The organism is Pseudonocardia nigra, from assembly GCF_019396355.1.
In the GTDB taxonomy this organism is placed as follows: domain Bacteria; phylum Actinomycetota; class Actinomycetes; order Mycobacteriales; family Pseudonocardiaceae; genus Pseudonocardia; species Pseudonocardia nigra.
The window spans coordinates 1-21197 of record NZ_JAHKRK010000019.1; the positions used below are offsets into that span (position 1 = coordinate 1).

20 protein-coding genes are annotated in these 21197 nt (G+C 71.3%); 11 read left to right on the plus strand and 9 right to left on the minus strand.

All coding sequences use genetic code 11. From position 1 onward, the window contains the following. Positions 1-154: 154 nt before the first annotated feature. Entirely contained in the window at positions 155-760 is a 606-nt protein-coding gene (locus KME75_RS07465; protein ID WP_219413800.1) for a TetR/AcrR family transcriptional regulator, read from the minus strand. Positions 761-920: 160 nt separating this feature from the next. On the opposite strand from KME75_RS07465, the gene KME75_RS07470 reads away from it, so the two are divergent. Genes KME75_RS07470 through hpaD form a run of 5 tightly spaced genes read left to right on the plus strand, consistent with a single transcriptional unit; the run spans position 921 to position 6625 of the window. Beyond that, positions 921-2366, plus strand: a complete 1446-nt coding sequence (locus KME75_RS07470) for a fumarylacetoacetate hydrolase family protein (protein WP_219413801.1) — start codon at positions 921-923, stop codon at positions 2364-2366. Beyond that, positions 2363-3046, plus strand: coding sequence for a GntR family transcriptional regulator (locus KME75_RS07475; protein WP_219413802.1), 684 nt, complete (start codon positions 2363-2365; stop codon positions 3044-3046). The genes KME75_RS07470 and KME75_RS07475 overlap by 4 nt, the downstream gene beginning before the upstream one ends. Further along, positions 3043-3990: a 4-hydroxy-tetrahydrodipicolinate synthase gene (dapA, locus tag KME75_RS07480; protein ID WP_219413803.1), complete on the plus strand. Its 948-nt coding sequence runs from the start codon at positions 3043-3045 to the stop codon at positions 3988-3990. The genes KME75_RS07475 and dapA overlap by 4 nt, the downstream gene beginning before the upstream one ends. 4 nt (positions 3991-3994) lie before the next feature. After that, positions 3995-5527: a 5-carboxymethyl-2-hydroxymuconate semialdehyde dehydrogenase gene (gene hpaE, locus KME75_RS07485; protein ID WP_219413804.1), complete on the plus strand. Its 1533-nt coding sequence runs from the start codon at positions 3995-3997 to the stop codon at positions 5525-5527. 18 nt (positions 5528-5545) lie between these two features. Next, the gene (gene hpaD, locus KME75_RS07490; protein ID WP_219413805.1) at positions 5546-6625 is read left to right on the plus strand and encodes a 3,4-dihydroxyphenylacetate 2,3-dioxygenase; all 1080 of its coding nucleotides are present in this window, start codon (positions 5546-5548) and stop codon (positions 6623-6625) included. Between the two features lie 33 nt (positions 6626-6658). Here the strand turns inward: hpaD and nicT are convergent, their stop codons facing one another. From nicT to KME75_RS07505, 3 genes are all read right to left on the minus strand, one after another. Beyond that, positions 6659-7774, minus strand: a complete 1116-nt coding sequence (gene nicT, locus KME75_RS07495; RefSeq protein ID WP_219413806.1) for a Nickel transporter NicT — start codon at positions 7772-7774, stop codon at positions 6659-6661. Between the two features lie 137 nt (positions 7775-7911). Further along, a complete protein-coding gene (locus KME75_RS07500) occupies positions 7912-8526 on the minus strand; it encodes a hypothetical protein (protein ID WP_219413807.1) in 615 nt (204 codons plus the stop codon). A 41-nt stretch (positions 8527-8567) separates the two neighbouring features. Beyond that, positions 8568-8822, minus strand: coding sequence for a hypothetical protein (locus tag KME75_RS07505; RefSeq protein ID WP_219413844.1), 255 nt, complete (start codon positions 8820-8822; stop codon positions 8568-8570). A gap of 107 nt (positions 8823-8929) precedes the next feature. Between KME75_RS07505 and KME75_RS07510 the strand changes: the two genes are divergently transcribed. From KME75_RS07510 to KME75_RS07520, 3 genes are read left to right on the plus strand one after another with little or no spacing between them, the layout of a single operon-like run. Beyond that, positions 8930-9958 (plus strand): NAD(P)-dependent alcohol dehydrogenase, encoded by a 1029-nt coding sequence (locus KME75_RS07510; protein ID WP_219413808.1) that lies wholly within the window; start codon positions 8930-8932, stop codon positions 9956-9958. Between the two features lie 16 nt (positions 9959-9974). Next, positions 9975-11039 carry an amidohydrolase family protein gene (locus KME75_RS07515; RefSeq protein ID WP_219413809.1) on the plus strand — a complete coding sequence of 355 codons (1065 nt, stop codon included), beginning with the start codon at positions 9975-9977 and terminating at the stop codon, positions 11037-11039. After that, positions 11039-11740, plus strand: coding sequence for an iron-sulfur cluster assembly protein (locus KME75_RS07520; protein WP_219413810.1), 702 nt, complete (start codon positions 11039-11041; stop codon positions 11738-11740). The genes KME75_RS07515 and KME75_RS07520 overlap by 1 nt, the downstream gene beginning before the upstream one ends. Before the next feature lie 59 nt (positions 11741-11799). Here KME75_RS07520 and groL read toward each other — a convergent pair whose 3' ends face one another. From groL to KME75_RS07545, 5 genes are all read right to left on the minus strand, one after another. After that, on the minus strand, positions 11800-13488 hold the full coding sequence (gene groL / locus KME75_RS07525) for a chaperonin GroEL (RefSeq protein ID WP_219413811.1): 1689 nt from the start codon (positions 13486-13488) through the stop codon (positions 11800-11802). A 115-nt stretch (positions 13489-13603) separates the two neighbouring features. Then, positions 13604-13975 carry a propane 2-monooxygenase effector subunit MimD gene (gene mimD / locus KME75_RS07530; protein WP_219413812.1) on the minus strand — a complete coding sequence of 124 codons (372 nt, stop codon included), beginning with the start codon at positions 13973-13975 and terminating at the stop codon, positions 13604-13606. Then, on the minus strand, positions 13972-15174 hold the full coding sequence (locus KME75_RS07535) for an aromatic/alkene monooxygenase hydroxylase subunit beta (protein ID WP_219413813.1): 1203 nt from the start codon (positions 15172-15174) through the stop codon (positions 13972-13974). The genes mimD and KME75_RS07535 overlap by 4 nt, the downstream gene beginning before the upstream one ends. Then, a complete protein-coding gene (locus tag KME75_RS07540; RefSeq protein ID WP_219413814.1) occupies positions 15171-16226 on the minus strand; it encodes an FAD-binding oxidoreductase in 1056 nt (351 codons plus the stop codon). The genes KME75_RS07535 and KME75_RS07540 overlap by 4 nt, the downstream gene beginning before the upstream one ends. A 126-nt stretch (positions 16227-16352) precedes the next feature. Continuing rightward, positions 16353-17990: a ferritin family protein gene (locus KME75_RS07545; RefSeq protein ID WP_219413845.1), complete on the minus strand. Its 1638-nt coding sequence runs from the start codon at positions 17988-17990 to the stop codon at positions 16353-16355. A gap of 304 nt (positions 17991-18294) precedes the next feature. On the opposite strand from KME75_RS07545, the gene KME75_RS07550 reads away from it, so the two are divergent. The 3 genes from KME75_RS07550 to hypB all read left to right on the plus strand — a co-directional run bounded on the left by KME75_RS07550 (position 18295) and on the right by hypB (position 21185). Further along, the gene (locus KME75_RS07550) at positions 18295-20163 is read left to right on the plus strand and encodes a sigma-54-dependent Fis family transcriptional regulator (protein WP_308282627.1); all 1869 of its coding nucleotides are present in this window, start codon (positions 18295-18297) and stop codon (positions 20161-20163) included. Between the two features lie 92 nt (positions 20164-20255). Then, on the plus strand, positions 20256-20588 hold the full coding sequence (gene hypA, locus KME75_RS07555; RefSeq protein WP_219413815.1) for a hydrogenase maturation nickel metallochaperone HypA: 333 nt from the start codon (positions 20256-20258) through the stop codon (positions 20586-20588). Between the two features lie 192 nt (positions 20589-20780). Continuing rightward, positions 20781-21185: a hydrogenase nickel incorporation protein HypB gene (gene hypB, locus KME75_RS07560; RefSeq protein ID WP_308282628.1), complete on the plus strand. Its 405-nt coding sequence runs from the start codon at positions 20781-20783 to the stop codon at positions 21183-21185. Positions 21186-21197: the final 12 nt, after the last annotated feature.

Genomic DNA, 21197 nt, shown 5'->3' on the forward strand with positions numbered 1-21197 from the left:
GGGAAGGCCCCCAGGCCTCAGACTTTGCTTCGGGCTAGACGCACCAATGCCAACCGAGCTCAGCCGGACCCGACCCGATTCTCATACCTCGTGGCGGCCGAAGGCCATGGGGGACTTTGCTGCAACGCGGCGGGCGCGCACGCGGAGATCTGGCTCAGCCCGCCCGCCCCGCCGGGTCGAGGCCGTCCAGGTAGGCGTCCAGCTGGGCGACCTGGACGGCCGGGTCCGCGCTCGCCGGGGTGAGCAGGGCCAGCACCTGCCAGCCGGTGAGCATCGCCAGCAGTTGGCCGGCGATGTCCGCGTCGGGCTGTGCGGAGGTGATCGCGCCGTCGGTCCGGGCCTGCTCGATCAGGCCGACCAGCTCCTGCGTCCAGCTGGCCATGTGGCCCTCGTACATCTCCTGCTGCCCGTCGCGGGTGAGGGCCTGCTGCCAGAACGGGAGGACGATCCGCGCCTCCAGCAGGCGGTCCTCGTCGAGCGGCAGGATCTCGTGGCAGTACGCCCGCAGCGCCGCCATCCCGTGCAGGTTGTGGGTGACGGCGGCGATGCGCTCGTTCGTGCGCGTGAACACGTGGGTGTACGCGGCGGCGAGCAGCTCGTCCTTCCCGTGGAAGTAGTGGCCGATCGCGCCGTTGGCGAACCCGGCCTCCTCCGCGATCTTGCGCAGGGTCGTGGCCTCCACGCCTTCGCGGGCCATCGTCCGCCAGGTGGCGCGGATGATCTCCAGACGGCGGGTGGCGTGGTCAACCCTGCGGGGCACGGCAGGCTCCGGTGCTGGCGCGTCGGTGCATCGGCCGACCTTACGCAACGCCGCGCGCCCGCGCTGCGGGTCGGAAGTACCTCTCAGGAGGGGGTCGCGATCTGACACGAGAAGATATACGATCTCGTAGACGAAACGGCCGCGATGTGGAGGAGCCCGCATGCAAGGACCGGACGCGGTGACCGAGGCGCTGGGGAGACGGCCCGGCAAGGTGATCGCCCTTCACCTCAACTACCCGTCGCGCGTCGCCCAGCGCGGGCGCACCCCGGCTGCGGCCTCCTACTTCCTCAAGCCGTCCTCGTCGCTCGCGGGCTGCGGCAGGGTGGAGCGGCCCCGTGGCACCGAACTGCTGGCGTTCGAGGGGGAGATCGCGCTGGTCATCGGCAAGCCCGCCCGGCACGTCCGGCCGGAAGAGGGCTGGGCGCACGTCGGCTGGGTGACGGCCGCCAATGACCTGGGCCTGCAGGACCTGCGCATGGCCGACCGGGGCTCGAACGTGCGGTCCAAGGGCGGCGACGGCTACACGCCGCTCGGCCCCGCGCTGCTGCCCGCCGCCGAGCTGGACCCCGCGGGCCTGCGGATCCGCACCTGGCTCGACGGCGAGCTCGTGCAGGACGACACCAGCGACAGCCTGCTGTTCGGCTTCGGCCACCTGGTGGCCGACCTGTCCCGCATGCTCACCCTCGAGGAGGGCGACGTCATCCTCACCGGCACCCCGGCGGGCGCGTCGGTGGCGCAGCCGGGACAGGTGATCGAGGTCGAGGTCGGCACCGTCGACGGCGCCCGCAGCACGAGCCGGCTGCGCACCGCGGTCGTCGACGGCCCGCCGCTCGCCCCGTGGGGCTCGCCCGCCTCCGTCGACGACGCGGTCCGCGCCGACGCCTGGGGAACGCCGCCCGCCGCGCCGCCCGGCCTGTCGGACGAGCTGCGCGAGCGGCTGCACCGCGTCGCCGTCGCCACGCTGTCGGTGCAACTGCGCAAGCGGGGCTTCGACGACGCCAGCATCGACGGCGTCCGCGCGCTGGTCCCGGGCCGCCGGCTCGTCGGCCCCGCGCGCACGCTGCGCTACGTCCCGTTCCGCCCCGACCTGTTCGCCTCCCACGGCGGCGGTTACAACGCCCAGAAGCGGGCCGTGGACTCCCTCCGCGAGGGGGAGGTCCTCGTCATGGAGGCCCGCCGCGACCCGACCGCGGGAACGCTCGGCGACATCCTCGCGCTGCGCGCGAAGGTCCGAGGCGCGGCCGGGGTCATCACCGACGGCGCCGCCCGGGACGCCGTCGCCGTGGCGGCCATCGACCTGCCCGTCTACACCTCCGGGCAGCACCCCGCCGTGCTCGGCAGGCGGCATGTGCCGTGGGAGACCGACGTGACGATCGCCTGCGGCGGCGCCACCGTGCAGGTCGGCGACGTGATCGTGGCCGACGACGACGGCGCCGTCGTGATCCCGCCCGGCCTGGTCGAGGAGGTACTCGCCGCCGCCGAGCAGCAGGAGCGCGAGGAGACCTGGATCGCCGCCCGGGTCGCCGAGGGGGCCGGGCTGAAGGGCCTCTACCCGCTCGCCGGCACGTGGCGGGAGCGCTACGACAACGGGGAGGCCGCGCCGTGACCCCGGCAGCGGACACGACCGTCTCCAAGGTCGATCTCGCCTACGACCTCATCCGCCGCCGCATCCTCGACGGCGCTTACACCCCCGGCTACCGGCTGGTGCTCGGCACGCTCGCGAAGGCGCTCGGCGTCTCCACCGTTCCGGTGCGGGAGGCGGTGCGGCGGCTGGAGGCCGAGGGCCTCGTCGAGGTCGTCCGCAACGTCGGCGCGACCGTTCGCGGGCTGGACCCCGTCGAGTACCGCTGGACGGTCGAGACGCTCGCCGTCGTCGAGGGCGCCGCCACGGGCATGGCCGCCGCCCGCCTGCCCGCCACCGCCCTCGCCGAGGCCCGCCGGCTCAACGACGCCATGCGCGACGGGCTCGCCGACCTCGACCCGCTCCGCCACACCCGCCTCAACCAGCAGTTCCACCGCGCGCTCACCGACCCGTGCCCGAACCCGCACCTGCTCGACCTCGTCGAGCGCGGGTGGACGCGGGTGGCCGCCCTGCGGTCGTCGGTGTTCTCGTTCGTCCCCGACCGGGCCGCCGAGTCGGTGCGCGAGCACGACGCCCTCCTCGACCTCATCGCGCGCGGCGCACCCGCGGCCGAGATCGACGCCGCGGCCCGCGCCCACCGCGAGGCGACCCTGCACGCGGTCCTGCACAGCCAGGCTGCCACCGCATCGAAAGGACCAGCATGAAGTTCCGCTCCGACCCCTCCCGGATCCGCGGCTCGATCGCGCCGCTGGTCACGCCGTTCAGCGACGACGGCGAGGTGGACCACGACGGTCTGCGCCGGCTCGTCCGCTGGCAGCTCGCGGCGGGCTCGCACGGGATCTCGCTCGGCGGCTCGACCGGCGAGCCCTCGGCCCAGTCGATCGCCGAGCGCGCCGAGGCCATCCGCACCGTCGCCGCCGAGGTCGGTGACCGCGTTCCGTTCCTGCCCGGCACCGGCTCGGCGAAGCTCGCCGAGACCCTCGAGCTCACCGCGGCCGCGCGCGACGCCGGCGCGGACGCGGCGCTGATCATCACCCCGTACTACGCGCGCCCCACCCAGGAGGCGCTGTACGTGTGGTACTCGACGATCGCGGGCGAGTTCCCGGACCTGCCGATCGTCGCGTACAACGTGCCGTCCCGGACCGCGGTGGAGATCGCCCCCGAGACGGTCGGGCGCCTCTACCGCGACCACGACAACTTCGTCGGGGTCAAGGAGACGACCAAGGACTTCGAGCACTTCTCCCGCGTGCTGCACGCCGCGGGCCCCGACCTGCTCGTCTGGTCCGGCATCGAGCTGCTGTGCCTGCCGATCCTGTCCCTCGGCGGCGTCGGCTTCGTCTCCGCGCTGGCCAACATCGCCCCGGCCGCGGTCGCGCAGATGTACGACGCCGCCGTCGCCGGTGACGTGCAGCGGGCCCGCGAGATCCACTACGGCGTGCACCCGCTGGTGGACCTGCTGTTCGTCGAGACCAACCCCGCCCCGGCGAAGTGGTTGATGAAGGAGCGGGGCCTGATCGCGAGCGACCACGTCCGCTCGCCGCTGATCCCGCTCACCGAGAGCGGGCAGGCGAAGGTCCGCGCGCTCGCCGCGGCCGCCGAGCAGTACCTCACCCCCGTCGAGATCGCCGCCCCAGTTCTGTCGAGGTGACCGCATGACCCAGACGCAACCTGTGACCCGGCACGTCCCCGAGGGCCTGCCCACGCACCTGCAGCACTTCATCGACGGCGAGCTGCGCGACTCCGTCGGCGGCGCGACGTTCGACGTGCTGGACCCGGTGTCCAACCGCACCTACGCCACCGCGGCCGCGGGGCAGGCCGAGGACGTCGATGCCGCCGTCGCGGCCGCGCAGCGCGCCTTCAGCGAGGGCCCCTGGCCGACGATGGCCCCCCGCGCGCGGGCCCGCGTGCTCAACCGGATCGCCGACCTGGTGGAGTCCCAGGGCGATCGGCTGGCCGAGCTGGAGACGTTCGACACCGGCCTGCCAATCACCCAGGCCAAGGGCCAGGCGCAGCGGGCCGCGGAGAACTTCCGGTTCTTCGCCGACGTGATCGTCGCCCAGACCGACGAGGCCTACCAGGTGCCCGGCCGGCAGATCAACTACGTCAACCGCAAGCCGGTCGGCGTGGCGGGGCTGATCACGCCGTGGAACACGCCCTTTATGCTGGAGTCCTGGAAGCTGGCCCCGGCGATCGCGGCTGGCTGCACCGTGGTGCTCAAGCCCGCGGAGTTCACGCCGCTCTCGGCGAGCCTGTGGGCGCAGATCTTCACCGAGGCCGGGCTGCCGCAGGGCGTGTTCAACCTGGTCAACGGCATCGGCGAGGAGGCGGGTGCCGCGCTCGTCGCGCACCCCGGCACCCGGCTGATCTCCTTCACCGGCGAGACCACGACCGGGCACACGATCTTCCGCGCGGCCGCCCCGCACCTCAAGGGGCTGTCGATGGAGCTCGGCGGCAAGTCCCCGGTGGTGATCTTCGAGGACGCGGATCTGGACGCCGCGCTGGACTCGTCGCTGTTCGGCGTGTTCTCCCTCAACGGCGAGCGCTGCACGGCCGGCTCGCGCATCCTCGTGCAGCGCAGCGTCTACGACGCGTTCGTCGAGCGGTACGCCGCGCGGGCGCGCAACGTCGTCGTCGGCGACCCGCACGACCCGAGGACCGAGGTCGGCGCGCTCGTGCACCCGGAGCACTACGAGCGGGTGCTGGGTTACGTGGAGATCGGCAAGAGCGAGGGCAGGCTGGTCGCGGGCGGCGGCCGCCCCGAGCACCTGCCGGAGGGCAACTACCTGGCCCCCACGGTGTTCGCCGACGTGCCACCGACCGCGCGGATCTTCCAGGAGGAGATCTTCGGCCCGGTCGTGGCGCTCACCCCGTTCGACGACGAGGCGGAGGCCATCGCGCTGGCCAACGATGTGAAGTACGGGCTCGCGGGCTACGTCTGGACCCGCGACCTGACCCGCGGCCACCGGGTCGCCCAGTCGATCGAGGCCGGGATGGTCTGGCTGAACTCGCACAACGTCCGTGACCTGCGCACCCCGTTCGGCGGGGTGAAGGCGTCCGGGCTCGGCCACGAGGGCGGCCACCGCTCGATCGACTTCTACACCGAGGAACAGGCGGTGCACGTCAGCCTCGGCGAGGTGCACACGCCCCGGTTCGGCGCGCGGTCCGCCGCCGAGATCGACTACTGAGCGACGGAGAGACGACAGATGTCCGCACCATCCACCCCCGCCGTCCCGCCGCCGGACGTGATCCGCTGCGCCTACGCCGAGCTCGTGGTCACCGACCTCGCCGCGGCCCGGTGGTTCTACGTCGACCTGCTCGGCCTGGTGGTCACCGCCGAGGACGAGAACGCCATCTACCTGCGGGCCTTCGAGGAGTACCTGCACCACTCGCTCGTGCTGCGCCGCGGCGAGGTTGCCGCGTGCGCGCGGCTGGCCTACCGGGTGCGCTCGGCCGCCGAGGTCGACCGGGCCGAGGAGTACTACCGGGCGCTGGGCGTGCGCGTCGAGCGGATGCCGGCCGGGACGACCCGGGGCATCGGCGAGGCCGTCCGCATCGAGGACCCGCTGGGCTTCCCGGTGGAGTTCTTCTACGACGCCGAGCACGTCGAGCGCCTCACCCAGCGCTACGACCTGCACGGGGCGGGCGCGATCAGCCGGTTGGACCACTTCAACGTCCTCACCCCAGACGTCCCGGCCGCGCAGCGCTACTACGAGGGCCTCGGCTTCAGGGTCTCCGAGGACATCGAGGACGGCGACGGGACCGTCTACGCCGCCTGGCTGTACCGGAAGGCGACCGTGCACGACATCGCCCTCACCGGCGGCGACGGCCCGCGCATGCACCACATCGCGTTCGCAACGCACGAGCGCAGCCAGATCCTGCACCTGTGCGACCACCTCGGGGCGGTCCGCCGTTCCGACATGATCGAGCGCGGCCCGGGCCGCCACGGCGTGTCGAACGCGTTCTACCTGTACCTGCGCGACCCGGACGGGCACCGCATCGAGATCTACACGCACGACTACTACACCGGCGATCCGGACAACCCGGTCGTCCGCTGGGACGTGCACGACAACCAGCGCCGGGACTGGTGGGGCAATCCGGTCGTCCCGTCCTGGTACGCGGAGGCGTCGACGGTGCTGGACCTGGACGGGAAGCCCCGCGCGCTGCAGGAGCGGACCGAGGCGAAGGAGGCGGACGTGACGATCGGCGCGGACGGCTTCTCCTACACCCGCCCCGAGGAGGCGGGCGCTGCGCCGCGCGGCTTCAAGCTGGGCAGCCAGGTCTGACCCGGCCGCCGCGCCGCCCGGACGGTGCCTGGGCTACTCGGCGTCGGCGGCCACTGACGTGCGCGGGGACGGGTTCCACCGCTGCTCGACCTTGCCCAGCTTCCACACCGCGACGGCGACCACCCAGGTGAGCACGAACAGCCCGACGATCGTGAAGCCGACGAACTCGAGGTCGAGTGCGCCGATCCACGCGAGCGGGCCGGACTCGATGCCGAGCCGGTCGACGAGCAGGCCGGTCAGCACGATGGTGCCGATGACGAGGGCGACGGTGACCGACAGCACCGTCACGGTCAGGTTGTAGAAGACCTTGCGCACCGGCTTGAGGAACGCCCACCCGTAGGCCCGGGCCATGAAGACGCCGTCGGCGGTGTCGAAGAGGCTCATGCCCGCGGCGAAGAGGATCGGCAGGACGAGGACGGCGTACCAGGGGAGGGTGAAGGCGGCCGAGCCTGCGGCGAGCACGAGCAGGGCCACCTGGGTGGCGGTGTCGAACCCGAGTCCCATGAGGAGGCCGACGGGGTAGAGGTGCCACGGTTTGGCGACCCGTCGCAGGACCCGGCCGAGCAGCCGGGCGAGGAAGCCCCGGTTGTGCAGGTGGTGCTCCAGCTCGGCCTCGTCGAAAGTGCCGGCGCGCATGCGGCGGAGCACCCGGGTGATGCCGACGACCGCACCGAGGTTGCTGAGGCCGATGAGGATGAGGAACGTGCCGGCGACGATCGACCCGATGAGGCCGAGGGTTTGCAGCATCGCGGAGTCCTCGTCCCGCATCGGTCCGACGAGGGCCTGGACGCCGAGGGCGAGCAGGAGGCTCAGCCCGAACACGACGCTCGAGTGCCCCAGGGAGAACCAGAACCCGGCCCCTGCGGCGGGCTTGCCCTCGCCGACCAGCTTGCGGGTGGTGTTGTCCACGACGGCGATGTGGTCGGCGTCGAACGCGTGCCGCACCCCGAGCAGGTACGCGGTGAGGCCGAGACCGGCGCCGAAGACCCCCGCGCTGCCGAGGGTGTAGTTCGCCGGAGCGACGGCGAACAGCAGCACGCCCCAGCCGACCACGTGGAGCAGGAGGACGAACGCCGCCATCCCGGCGACCGAGGACAGCTCCCTGCGGTCCCACCGAGCCGGTCGCGTCCTGGCTCCCGTCTGCGTCATGCCCCGATGATGCACGAGCACTGGGCTCCTGCCCAGGGCTTGCAGTAGTGGCGTCCTCACCTGTCGACGGGCGGGACGAGCGGGGCGTCGTCGCCTCGGACCGCGGGCGCGGAGCCGGTGCCTCCCGACGCCTGTTGCTAGGTGCTGAGTTGCACGAGCGGCAGGCGGGCCAGGTGTCCGGGCGTCAGCTGCACGGCCGCCTGCATCACCCGGTTCTGGCACTCCTGCATCCGGGCGTCCACCAGCCCGGACAGCCGGTAGGCGAGGCCCCCGAGCATGCGCACGGTCGCCTCGTCGACGAGCGGCCAGGGACTCGACACGACCGCCACGCCGGTGGGTGTGCCGTCGTTCGCCTGGGCCGCACCGATGGTGATCGCCTCCCGCGGGTTCACGTGCCGGGACGCGAGGTGGTCGCGCAGCGTCCGGAGCGACTCGTGGAACTGCTGGACGTCCCCGTCGAGCTCGAGGTTCGCGAGGTCGGCGTCGGTGAGGACCGCGGAGCGGGGCGAGAAGCAGCGGACGTAGCCGACGAGGGCGCCGGTCCACAGTGCTTCCACCAGCGCGGCGTCGGGGTCGCGGGGCACCCCGAGCGCGGAGACCAGGTGCTCGCAGCACCGCAGCACGTACTGGAGGTCCTCGAACACGGCGGCGAGTGCGGCCAGCTCCGTGGCCGACGGGAGGTCGAGGCGGCGCACGGCGGCCGGGCCGGCGGCGTCACCGCGTGTTCCGGCCCCCTGCGCATCGGTCGTCACGGTCCGCCTCCTCGCGTCGTCCTCGTGGTCGCACGCCGGCGCTACTCGCCGACGTCCGGGAACATCTGCTTCCGCATGTCCGCCAACACGGCCTGGATCGGCGCGGCCGCGCGGCCTTCGCCGCCGCGCCCCGGCGCGATCCCGAGGGCGGTCAGCAGCGCCGCGGCGGCGGACTCCGGGTTGCCGCAACCCCCGAGTACAGGGTGCAGGCCCTCGCCCGCCAGGTGGTGGAACACCAGGTCCACGACGGTCCACGGGTTGTACGTCTCACGCGCGGACGGGTCGCTCACGGCCATGAGCCTGGTACCCCGCGCCGCGATCGGGCGTCTCAACATGAGACGTCCGCCACAGTCGACCGTCCGTAGTTTCCGACCATGCGGATCGACGTCCAGGAGGTGCGCCGGTGAAGGCCGTCCGCGTCCACGCGTACCACACGGACCCGACGATCGACGAGATCCCGAAGCCGACGCTGCGAGGTCCGCTCGACGTCGTCGTGAAGATCGGGGGTGCGGGGGTCTGCCGCACCGATCTGCACATCCTCGAGGGCCAGTGGGACGCGGCGATGAGCCCCGACCTGCCCTACGTCATCGGGCACGAGAACGCCGGCTGGGTGCACGCGGTGGGCGAGGGCGTCACGAACGTCGCCGTGGGCGACACCGTCATCCTGCACCCGCAGCCCAGCTGCGGACTGTGCCCGGCCTGCCGCGCAGGCCGGGACATGCAGTGCCGGAACGCCTTCTTCCCGGGGCTGTCGAACGACGACGGCGGGATGGCCGAGTACCTGCGCACCACCGCCCGGGCCTGCGTGAAGCTCCAGCCGGACACCGACCCCGCCGACGTCGCGGCGCTCGCCGACGCCGGCATCACCGCCTACCACGCCGTGCGCAAGGCCGTGCCGTCCCTGTATCCCGGCACCACGGCCGTCGTGCAGGGCGCGGGCGGGCTGGGCCACATCGGCATCCAGGCGCTGGCCGCGCTCACGGCCACCCGCATCGTCGTGGTCGACCGCAACCCCGACGCGCTGGCGCTGGCCGGAAAGATCGGCGCCGACGAGACGGTGCTCGCCGACGGCACGCACGTCGACGCCGTCAAGGACCTCACCAGCGGGGCGGGCGCCGAGGTCGTGTTCGACTTCGTGGCCGAGCAGGGGGCGGAGAACGACGCCTGGCAGATGACGGCGCCCGCGGGCTCGCACTACGTCATCGGGTACGGCGGCGAGGTGCGCATCCCGACTCTCGACTTCGTCGGTGGCGAGAAGAACATCATCGGCAACATCGTCGGCACCTACAGCGACCTCGCCGAGCTGATGGTCCTGGCGCAGGCCGGCAGGGTCACGCTGCACACGCGCCGCTACCCGCTCGATGCGGCGCTCGACGCTCTCCACGATCTCGACGCTGGTCGCGTCCGCGGCCGCGCGATCCTCGTCCCCTGACTCCCGGAGGGCCACCATGTACGAGAAGGACGGCGAGAAGTACTTCATCGTCGACTCCCACTCCCACTTCTGGGACGCGAGCCGGGAGAACTGGAAGCCGGGCGCCGAGCAGTACGCGAAGGGCTGGATCGACTGCTTCTACGGCTACCACCAGCTCGGCCCGCCCGAGACGCACTGGGACTACGAGAAGTACCTGAAGGTCACCGCCGAGGACTTCGAGCGCGACATGTTCGTCGAGGGCCACGTCGACCACGCGATCTTCCAGTCGACGTACCTCAAGGAGTGGTACACGACCGGCTTCAACACCGCCGAGCGGAACGCCGAGCTGCTGGCGAGGTTCGGCGACCGCCTCATCGTCAACGGCCGGTTCGACCCGCGGGACGGGGACGCCGGCATGGCGGAGCTCGAGGCGGACGCCGAGACGTACGGGCTGAAGGGCGTGAAGCTCTACACCGCGGAGTGGAACGGTGGATCCCGTGGCTGGAAGCTGACCGACCCCGAGTCGTACCGGTTCCTGGAGAAGTGCCAGGAGCTGGGCATCCGGAACATCCACGTGCACAAGGGCCCGACGATCTGGCCGCTGAACAAGGACGCCTTCGACGTCGCCGACGTGGACCAGGTGGCGAGCGACTTCACCGGGCTGAACTTCATCGTCGAGCACGTCGGGCTGCCGCGCATCGAGGACTTCTGCTTCATGGCGGTGCAGGAGCCCAACGTCTACGCCGGCCTGTCGGTCGTCATCGGCGGGCTCATGCACGCGCGGCCGAAGTTCTTCGCCAAGTGCATCGGCGAGCTGATGTTCTGGGTCGGCGAGGACAAGATGCTCTTCGGCGGCGACTACAACATCTGGGTGCCGAAGTGGCAGGTCGAGGGGTTCGTCGCCTGGCAGATGCCCGACGACGAGGCGTTCACCGACTACGCCAAGCTGACCGTGGCCACCAAGAAGAAGATCCTGGGTCTCAACGCCGCCAAGCTCTACGACATCCCCGTCCCGGCCGACCTGCAGCTGGCCACCGACGCGGGCGAGCCGCGGCAGCCCGCCGAGGAGCTCGTGGCCGGCGTCGCCGGAGCCCAGGCCTGATGCTGCGCCCCGTGGTTGCGGCGCCCGCCGTCCGGCGTGCGCTGGGGACGGTGCTCGACCCCGAGCTCGACGAGCCGATCACGGATCTCGGGTTCGTGGCGTCGTGCACCGTCTCCGACGACGGGGTGGCGCGGGTGCGCCTGCGGCTGCCAACGTTCTTCTGCGCGCCCAACTTCTCCTTCCTCATGGTCGCCGATGCGCACGACGCGGTGTCGGCGGTGCCGGGGATCAGCCGCGCGGAGATCGTGCTGGAGGACCACCACGCCTCGGCCGAGATCAACGGCGGGGTGGCGGCGCAGGCCGGGTTCGTCGGGTCGTTCGAGGGCGAGGCGGAGGCGGAGCTCGACGAGTTGCGCGCGGTATTCCTCACCAAGGCGGTGCTCGCCGGGCAGGACCGGGTGGCGCGGCCGCTCGTGGACGCCGGGGCCGGGCCGGACGAGCTGGCCGCCCTGACCCTCGGCGGGGTGCCGCCGTCGGCCGACCTGACCCGGCTGCGCGCGCGTCGGGCCGCACTCGGGCTGCCCCACGACGACGCCGCTCCGCTGTTGATGCAGGCCGACGGGTCCGGTGTGCGCTCCGACCAGGTGCCGCTGCACCTGCGCAGGGCCAGGCTCACCCGCGTCGGGATCGAGATCAACGGGGAGCTCTGCCGCAGCCTCCTCACCGCGCGGTACGGCACGGCGGCGTCCGCGCAGCACTGAGCGAGCAAGAGGCGCTCCGGCCGGTGGGCCGGAGCGCCTCTTTTCCGTGCCGGGTCGGCTCAGCCGACCTGGGGGCCCAGCCCGAGGGACTGCGGGGTGCTCGAGTCGGGTGAGGGCTGCGGGATGCCCTCGTCGAGCGGGCCGAACTCGGTCATCAGCGCCTTGTTCCACGGGGTCTGCTCCTCGGCCACCAGCGAGTTCGTGGTGAGGATCAGCCCGGCGACGGACGCGCCGTTCTGCAGCGCGGAGCGCACGACGCGCAGCGGGTCGATGATGCCCATCCCGATCATGTCGCCGTAGCGGCCCTCCAGCGCGTCGAAGCCCTCGTCCACCGACATCGTCGTGACCTGCTTGACGACCTCGTCGCCGTCGTAGCCGGCGTTGGAGGCGATGAGGTGCACCGGCTCGGTCAGGGCGCCGCGGACGATCTCGACGCCGATCCGGTAGTCGCCGGTCACGTCGAGGGCGTCGAGCGCGGTCTCGGCGTGCAGGAGCGCCGCCCCGCCGCCCGCGACGATCCCCTCGGCGATCGCCGCGCGGGTGGCCTGCAGGGAGTCGTCCACCCGGTGCCGGATCTCCTTGGCCTCGGCGTTGGTGGGGGCGCCGACCCGGATGACCGCCGCCTTGCCCGACAGCCGGGCGATGCGCTCGGTGAGGAAGTCCTCGTCGGTGCCGATGGTGGCGCGCTCCAGCTCGGCCCGCAGCTGGGTGAGCCGCAGCTCAACGGCCTCCCGGCTGCCGGCGCCGCCGATGATCGTCGTGCGGTCGCCGGTGACCCGCACCTGCGCCGCGCGGCCCAGGTGCTCCGGCGTCACCTGCTCGAGCGCGAACGACGAGCTCCTGCTGTGCACCTTCCCGCCGCACAGCGCCGCTGCGTCCTCCAGCAGGTGGATCCGCTTGTCCCCGAACCCGGGCGCCTTGATCGCGACGTTGGGGAAGGTGCCGTTGACGTGGTTGTGCACGAGCATCTGCAGTGCGGTTCCCTCGACGGTCTCGGCGATCACGACCAGCGGCCTGCGCTCGGCGCGCACGATCTGCTCCAGCACCGGCATCAGCGTGCGCACGTCCTTGATCTTCTCGGCGGAGAAGAGCAGGTACGCGTCGTCGAGCACGGCCTCGAGCCGCCCGGGGTCGGTGACCATGTAGGGCGAGACGTAGCCGTTGTCGAACGAGAAGTCCTCCACGAAGGACACCCCGAGGCCGATCGCCGGCGAGTCCTCCACCGTCACGGTGCCGTCGTCGCCCACGGTGTGCAGGGCGCGGGCGACGACCCGCCCGATCACGTCGTCGTCGTTGGCGGAGATCGAGGCGACCCGAGCGTAGTCCTCCTCGCTCGACACGGGGTGGGCGACCTCGGCGAGGCGCTCGACCAGCGCGCCGACCGCGACGTCGATGCCCCGCTTGACCAGCACGGGGTTGCCGCCGCCCTCGATCGCCGCCATGCCCTCGCGCACGATCGCCTGCGCGAGCGCAGTGGCGGTGGTGGTGCCGTCGCCCACGATGTCGTTGGTCTTGATCGCGGCCTCCTTGAGCAGCTGCGCGCCCATGTTCTCGAACGGGTCGCGCAGGTGGATCTCCCGCGCGATCGTGACGCCGTCGTTCGTCACCTCCGGCGTCCCGGTGATCTTCTCCAGGATGACGTTGCGGCCCTTCGGCCCGAGCGTGCTCTTCACGGCCTCGGCCAGCTGGTCCACGCCGGCCTGGAGCAGGTGCCGGGCGTCCGCTCCGAATCGCAGTTCCTTCGCCATGGGATCGGTCCTCCTGGACGTTCGCGGGTCTCGTCGGTCGGCTGCGCGGGTGCAGAACGGCGAACCTGGCCGCCGCCCGCGGCGCAGCGGCGGACGGCGGCCCGGGGAAGTCGTGCTAGGTGACGGGCTGAAGGTCGAAGTCGATGTACTCGGCCGCGTCCTCGGGGTTGGCGAACATGATCGTGCGGTCGTCGAGGTGGACCATGCGCCCGTAGTGGGTGGACATGTTCTCCTCGAACTCGGCCGCGTCGAACCAGCCCTCCTCCTCGCCCGCCTCCTCGTCGATGTCGGCGTAGACGGTGTCGAAGCGGCCCCTGCCGTCGACCCGGATCATCGACGGCAGGTGGGTGACCGTGACGTTGTCCAGGCGTCCGAGCACCGTGGCGATCACGGCGCCGACCTGGTTGTTCATCAGCGTGAAGCCGCACATGTTCGACGCGGTGTTGTCGGACTTGTAGGGGCTCTCGGTCGTCCTGAACGCGGTCACTGCGTCAGCTCCTTCGGGATCTCCAGCCCGAGATCGGTCACGATCCCGGCGAACCGGCTCTTGGCCTTGTCGAGGCTGTCCTCGAACCGCGGCGGCTTGTGGTCGACCTGCGACCAGATGGGCTGCAGGATGCGCGCGGCCTCGAGGCACCCCGGGACCCAGTGCGCGAGCCAGCCCTGCATGAGCTGCCTGTTGTGGTCGGCGAACTCGAGGTCGTGCACGAGCGGGCCGAAGCACGCGGCCGTCCAGCGCAGGTCGCGCTGGGCGTAGTCGTACTCGCCCGCGCCGACGAGCGTGGGGGTCACGAAGTCGCCGTTGCCCGCGGCGACCTGCTGCACCAGGTTGCTGCGGAACAGCTCCCCGAGCAGCGGCTCGAACACGATGTTCGTCGCGAAGATCGACTCGCCCCAGTCGTCCTCGACGGCGGTGAGCGCCTCGGTCACCTTCCGGACGCCCTGCCAGACCGGGTCGTCGTTCCAGGCTTCGAGGTGCGCAGTGCCGTCGAAGCCCTCGATCTCCTCGGTGAGGGTGAGGTTGTACAGCGCCAGGTCCTGCGCGAACCGGATCTTGTGCTCGCTGTTGACCACCATCGCGGTGTTGTGCATGTTCGTCGGACCCGAGCGGTTGCACGCCGCGAACACGTAGAGGCCGAGGATGTGCTCGACGTGCATCCACGCGCCGAGGTGACGCTCGACGAACTGCACCCAGTTGCGCGACCACTGCTCGAACGCCTTCGCTTGGCGGGCGTTCTCGACGTTCTGGTTCAGCTGCCGGACGACGTTGGCGTTGTAGCGGTACATCGTGAGTTCCCACTCCTCGTTGGGATCGCGGAACTCGTGCCACCCGTGCGCAGGCCAGCTGAAGTCCTTGGGCATGCCGCCCGAGCCGACGCCGCGCTGCGGCTCGGGCCGGTCGACGCCCCACGCCTTGAGCTTCGTCCAGTGCAGCGGGTAGCCGGCGTCGCCGTTGGCGAACCCGTAGATCCACCCCTGCGTCAGGTAGTGCCGCGGGTCGGGCTGCACCTCGACGGTGACGTCCTCGTAGTGGCTCTGCTTGCGCTTCGCCGGGGCGAAGTAGTTGTACCGGCGCGCGCTCGCACCGGAGTCGGGGAACTCCCGGGCACCGGCCTCCGCGTCGGTGAAGACGGGCTTCGGAACGCTGCGTTCCGGCCGCTCGATGGGGGTCTGCGTGGTCGTCACTGGCCGTCCTCGCCTTCCGGTTCACCGGTGGTGGTGAACTTGTCGTAGAAGATGTTCTCCTCGCGCACACCGAGGGCCGTGAGCGTCGCGATCGCCGCGTCCACCATCGGCGGCGGACCGCATACATAGGCGTCCGAGCCGTGCAACGCCGACTCGTTCCGCCGGACGATGTCGGTGATGAGCCCGGTGTGGCCGTCCCAGACGTCGTCGGGACCGGGCTCGGAGAGTGCGGGGATGTAGCGGAACCCGGGAAGCCGTTCGGCGAGCGCCTCCAGCTCCTTCTCGAAGCAGAGGTCGCGCGCCGCCCTGGCCCCGTAGTAGAAGGTCGCCTTCCGCTCGACGCCGCGCTCGGCCATCGACCGCAGCAACCCGAGCACCGGGGCCATCCCGGCGCCGCCCCCGACGAAGATCAGATCCGAGACCCGGCTCTCCCGCAGGGTGAAGGTGCCGAACGGGCCCTCCACCTCCAGCCGGTCGCCGGCGTGCACGCGCTCGGACAGGAACTCCGAGAACACGCCACCGGGGTAGATCTTGATGACGAACTCGAACCGGCCGTCCCGGTTCGGGGTGTTGGCCATCGAGAACGAGCGGCTCTCCCCGGAGCCGGGAACCGTGAAGTCGAGGTACTGGCCCGGGAAGAACTTGATCTCCTCCGGTTCCACGAGCTGCACCACGAGGTGGCGCATGTCGTGCGTGACGGCGTCGTTCGCGACGACCTCGACGACGCCCTTCCGCAGCGGCAGCCCCGACCGGATGATCTCCTCGTCGTAGTTGAGGAGCTCGATCACCAGGTCCTCGTACGCGTGCGCCCGGCACAGCAGCGTCGAGCCCTCCTCCTTCTCGTAGTCCGGGAGCGCGAAGGTCGAGTACCTGTCGAGCTCGATGTCCTCACCCTCGAGCACAAAGGACTTGCAGGCCGCGCACTGGCCCTCCTTGCAGCCGTGCATGAGCTGCACGCCCTGCTCGGCGGCGGCGCGCAGGATCGTCTGGCTCTCGTCGACCTCGATCTCGATGCCGACCGGCTCGAAGCGCACCACGTGCTTGTCACCCAACGGATCCACCCTTCGTTCCTGAGGCTCCGGCGGACCGGTGCCGGTGATCGAGCGGAGGAGGGCAGGGCCGGGCAGGGGGAGGGCCTGCCCGACCGGGCGGGACCTCCCCCTTCGCCTGGCCCGCGCTCAGGCGTCAGCGGGTGCGGGGCGCCCGGCGGGGCCCTGCTTGCGGTAGTTCTCCACGAAGGCGGCGCGGTCGGCGTCGCTCAGCTCGTTGAACAGGACGTCCGGGCTCTGCAACGGCGGGCACCGCCGCAGGTGGTCGAGCGTCCACATCTTCTTCGGGTCCAGGTCCAGGTGCGGCTGCGCGGTCATCGTCCTGCCGTCGTCGCGCACGAAGCCCATGTCGGACACGACGTCGGCCCAGTTCCACCCGTGGTAGAGCGTCTCCCACTCCCGGTGGCCCACCAGCCGGCCCATGTTCGGGGTCTCGCGGCCCTGGTACACCGGCCGGAACGCCTCGACGTCGGTCCACCGGCACATCGCGTGGCAGTAGGTGCGGTGCACGCCGTCGACCTCGGCCGTGACCATGTCCTCGCGCACCAGGCACGGGACCATGCAGGTCCAGCAGCGGTTCGGGTAGACGTAGTCCACGTCCTCGAAGACGATCGGGTTGTGGCCGTTGGGCGTGGCCAGCCGGCCGTAGTTCTCCCACCACTTCCCGTACTTGTCGTACCAGCCCGGGTACTTGTACTCGAACCACTCGAAGTCCTCGTCGGTCATCGCGTCGATGCGCCAGTAGTTGGCGAGCCAACCGGTGGCGAAGAACTGCGCGACCTCGTGGACGTAGCCCTTCTCCCAGATCTGCTTCCAGGACTCCTCGATCAGGTCGTGCGGGATCACCAGGCCGTACTTCTCCAGCGGCACAAGGTAGGACCGGTAGTAGTCGTCGTAGATCCAGCGGCGCCACATCTCGGCGTAGGACTCGCGGTCCTTGCGCCGGTCCTTCGTGCCGTACTCGATGAAGGTGCCGATCGCGGCGTCCACCACGCGGTGGTTGTTCCACCACGCGTAGCGCAGGTCGCGCTCGAGCAGCTGGCGGTTGTCCTCGTCCGACAGCGCCATCAGCAGCGTGGCGTAGCCGTTGGAGATGTGCCGCGACTCGTCGGACTGCACCGAGTGGAACACGGTGGGCAGCAGGTAGTCGCCGTTGGCCGCGGCCTCGGCCGGCATGGCCACGAACAGCGTGTTCGTGAACGCGGTCTCGGCCACGATGGTGAGGTAGACGCTCGCCGCGGTGATCGCGTCCCCGGTGATGAACCCCTCGGCGAACTGACGGCCGATGGTGCCGCAGTAGTCGCTCTGGAAGTTGCGCAGGCTGTTGTTGAAGCCCGCCGGGTCGATGTAGTTGTTCATGTACAGGCGCTTGAGGTTCTGCTGGATCGTCGAGTGCCGGACCTCGTCGATCATCTGGATGGCCTGCCCGTTGTGCAGCTCCGGGTTGGGCACCACGTGGAACAGCATCGGCATCGAGCGCGCCGCGGAGATCTCGGGCAGCGGGATGATCGACAGGAACAGCTTCTGCCATTCCAGCCAGCGCTCCTGGACCTGGCGGAACATGTTCCCGCGGATGGCGCCGTCCTGGGCCCCGTAGACGCGGTGGTCCTTCTCCTCCTGCATCGGGAAGTACGACCGCAGCACCTGCTTGAGCGGGTCCTTCTTGGCGGCCTTCCGGAAGGTGTAGTCGGTGCCGTACTTCATGTACGGCTCGTGGTACTGCGGCTCCCAGGCCAGCTCCTGGATCTTCTGGTGAGCCTTCGCCAGACTCTGCCGACTCACGTCGTCTCCTCACGGTGGTGGTGGACGGGGCGAGCCCCGGTGGAGTGCCGTCGTCGCCCGCATCCGGGAGCCGGGACGGACGCGGGCGTCGCGGGCTCCGGAGTGGACCCGAGGCGGACGGCACAGGACGGGCCCGAGCGTCGCTCGCCTCGTGTCCCGGATCACACCGCTCCGGCAGATGCCCGGTGGTCTCAATATGAGATAGTGCGCGGCCCGTCTGCATCTATTCTCGGAGCTGCGGGGCCGTGCGCGCCGCCGCGGACCGAGGACGTCCCGAGGAGGCAGGTCGTTGACCGAGTCCGGACACCGATGGACGAGCCCGGCAGGCCGCGGCGACGAGCGGCAGGCCGGCGGATCGCTGCCGGTCCACGCGGGCTCGGCCGAGGTCGCGCAGGCCCGCACGGCGTTCCTGGTCGACGAGCCGGTGGCGCCGGGAAGCGTCCGGGAACCGATCCTGGCGTCCTGGACCAGGTCCCGGCTGTGGAGCGTGCCCACCGATCACATCGAGCTGCCCTACGAGTGCGACCTCGACGAGGACACGCTGCTCGTGCGCGCCGCCCGACCGGTCGTGCACGACGTCGCCGACCAGTTCGCCACCGAGCCGGTGAGCCTGATCCTGTGCGACGCCGACGGCGTGGTGCTCCTGCGCTGCACCGGTGACTCGGCGCTCGACCAGCACCTCGACCGGGTCAGCCTGGCGCCGGGATTCAGCTACGCGGAGTCGGCCGTCGGCACCAACGGCATCGGCACCGCGCTCGAGGGCGGGGGCCCCGCCCAGGTCTTCGGCCACGAGCACTACGTCGAGCACCTCGAGGACCTGGCGTGCGCCGGTGTCCCGATCCGGCACCCGGTGCGCGGCACGGTGCTCGGCGTCATCGACCTCACCTGCTGGCGGCGCGACGCGGGCATGACGTTGAGCACCGCGGCGTCGATCATCGCCCGCCGCGTCGAGGAGACGCTGCTCGAGCAGTCCGGCAGGCGTGAGGTTGCCCTGATGCACGACTACCTGGCCGCGTGCCGGCGCAACCGGGGAGCGGTGTTCGCACTCAGCGACGACTTGCTGATGATGAACGACCGGGCGCGGGCCGTGCTCGACCCGGCCGATCAGGCTCCGCTGCTCGCCCAAGCGGCCGAGGCGCTGAGCTCCGGTCGCCGCTACCAGCTCATGGTGGACCTGCCGAGCGGCCTCACCGCCCGCGTGCAGTGCCGGCCGAGCTTCCGGGACGGCGCGATCACCGGTGGCGTCCTGCACGTGCAGCTGGTCGGCGCGCGCAGCCTGCCGCCGGCCCCGGCCCCGCAGCGACGTGCCCTTTCCGCGGCGGTGGGGTCGGGGGCCCTGTGGACCAAGAGCTGCCAAGCCGTCGACCGGCACTTCCGCACCCGGGAGTGGCTCGTCCTCGAGGGCGAGCCCGGCTGCGGCAAGACGACCCTCGCCCGCGCCACCCACCAGAGCCTCGCGCCCGCCGCGCACCTGCGGGTCCTCGACGCCGACGGCTACGGACCACGGTGGATCACCGAGGTCGCCGAGGAGCTCGACGCCGGGGGCGGCTCGCTCGTCCTGCAGCACGTCGAGCGGCTCCCGCCGGAGGGGATACAGGCGCTGGCCGACGTGCTCGAGCCGCACCGCGAGTCCACCGCTCCCGACCGCCCCTGGGTGGTCGCGACCCTGACCCGCGGCGTCCGCGACATCGACGACCGCCTCGACCGGCTGCTGTCGTCCTTCCCGCGCACCGTGGAGGTGCCGCCGCTGCGCCACCACGTCGAGGACGTCGCCGAGCTGGTGGCGCACCTGCTGGCCCGCCTGACCCGCGGCTCGGAGCTGACGTGCTCGCCCGAGGCGATGCGCCTGCTCATGCACAACCGCTGGCCCGGCAACGTCGAGCAGCTCTACGCCGTGCTGCGCAAGGTCGTGAGCAAGCGGCGGTCCGGCGTCATCGAGGTGCGGGACCTGCCGCCGGACTGCCGGGCCGGCACCCGCCGGGTGCTCACACCGCTCGAGGCGATCGAGTGCGACGCCATCGTCGACGCCCTGCTCGACACCGACGGCAACAAGGCCGAGGCCGCACGCCTGCTCGGCACCTCGCGCGCAACGATCTACCGGAAGGTCCGGGAGTACGGCATCACGATGCCGAGCGCGCTCGGGTCGCGCTCCCGGTAGCGCTCGGTCGCCCGTCCGCTGTCAGTTGCTGATCGTTGACAGGGTGCCCGCCGGGTGCGTTGATGGGTGGGTCAGCGAGGACGGTGCCTGCCATGCACGAGCTGTCCATCACCGAGAGCGTGATCGCCGCCGTGTCCGAACACGTGGGCAGCACGCCGGTGCGCTCCCTGACGTTGGAGATCGGCCGGTTGTCCGGCGTCGTGCCCGACTCGGTCCGCTTCTGCTTCGAGCTGTGCGCCCACGGCACCCCCTGTGAAGGCGCGCGGCTCGACATCGTCGACACGCCGGGACGCGCCCGCTGCCGGGACTGCGGGGACGAGATCGAACTGCCCGACGAGATCGCCCTGTGCCCGTGCGGCAGCGCGAACCTCGAGATCACGGGCGGTCGGCAGCTGAAGATCAAACAGCTCGAGATCGGGGACTGACGTGTGCGCGACCTGCGGGTGCTCCGGCGCCGGGACCCGGGTGGACGGCGAGCACCATCACCACGAACACGACCACGACCACGACCACGACCCCGCACCCTCGCGCGTGATCACGCTCGAGCAGGACATCCTCGCCAAGAACGACTTGCGCTGCTCGACGCGGCGCGGATCGAGGGCACCGGATGCCCGGCCGTGCAGATCAACACCGGCAGCGGGTGCCACCTGGACGCCGAGATGCTCGAGCGCGGGCTGCGGGTGCTGCAGCCGGTCGACCGCTCCGTCGTCATGATCGAGAACGTCGGCAACCTGGTGTGCCCGGCGCTGTTCGACCTGGGGGAGCGCGCCAAGGTCGTGATCATGTCCGTGACCGAGGGTGCCGACAAGCCGCTGAAGTACCCGCACATGTTCCGGGCCGGCGGGGTGCTCGTCCTCAACAAGGTCGACCTGCTGCCCTACGTCGACTTCGACGTGGCGCGGTGCGTCGACTACGCGATGCAGGTGAACCCCGACCTGGAGGTGTTGCAGCTCTCGGCGACCCGCGGCGACGGGCTGGACGCCTGGTACGCGTGGCTGCGCGCGCAGCGTGACCTGCGATGACGGGCGTCCCGC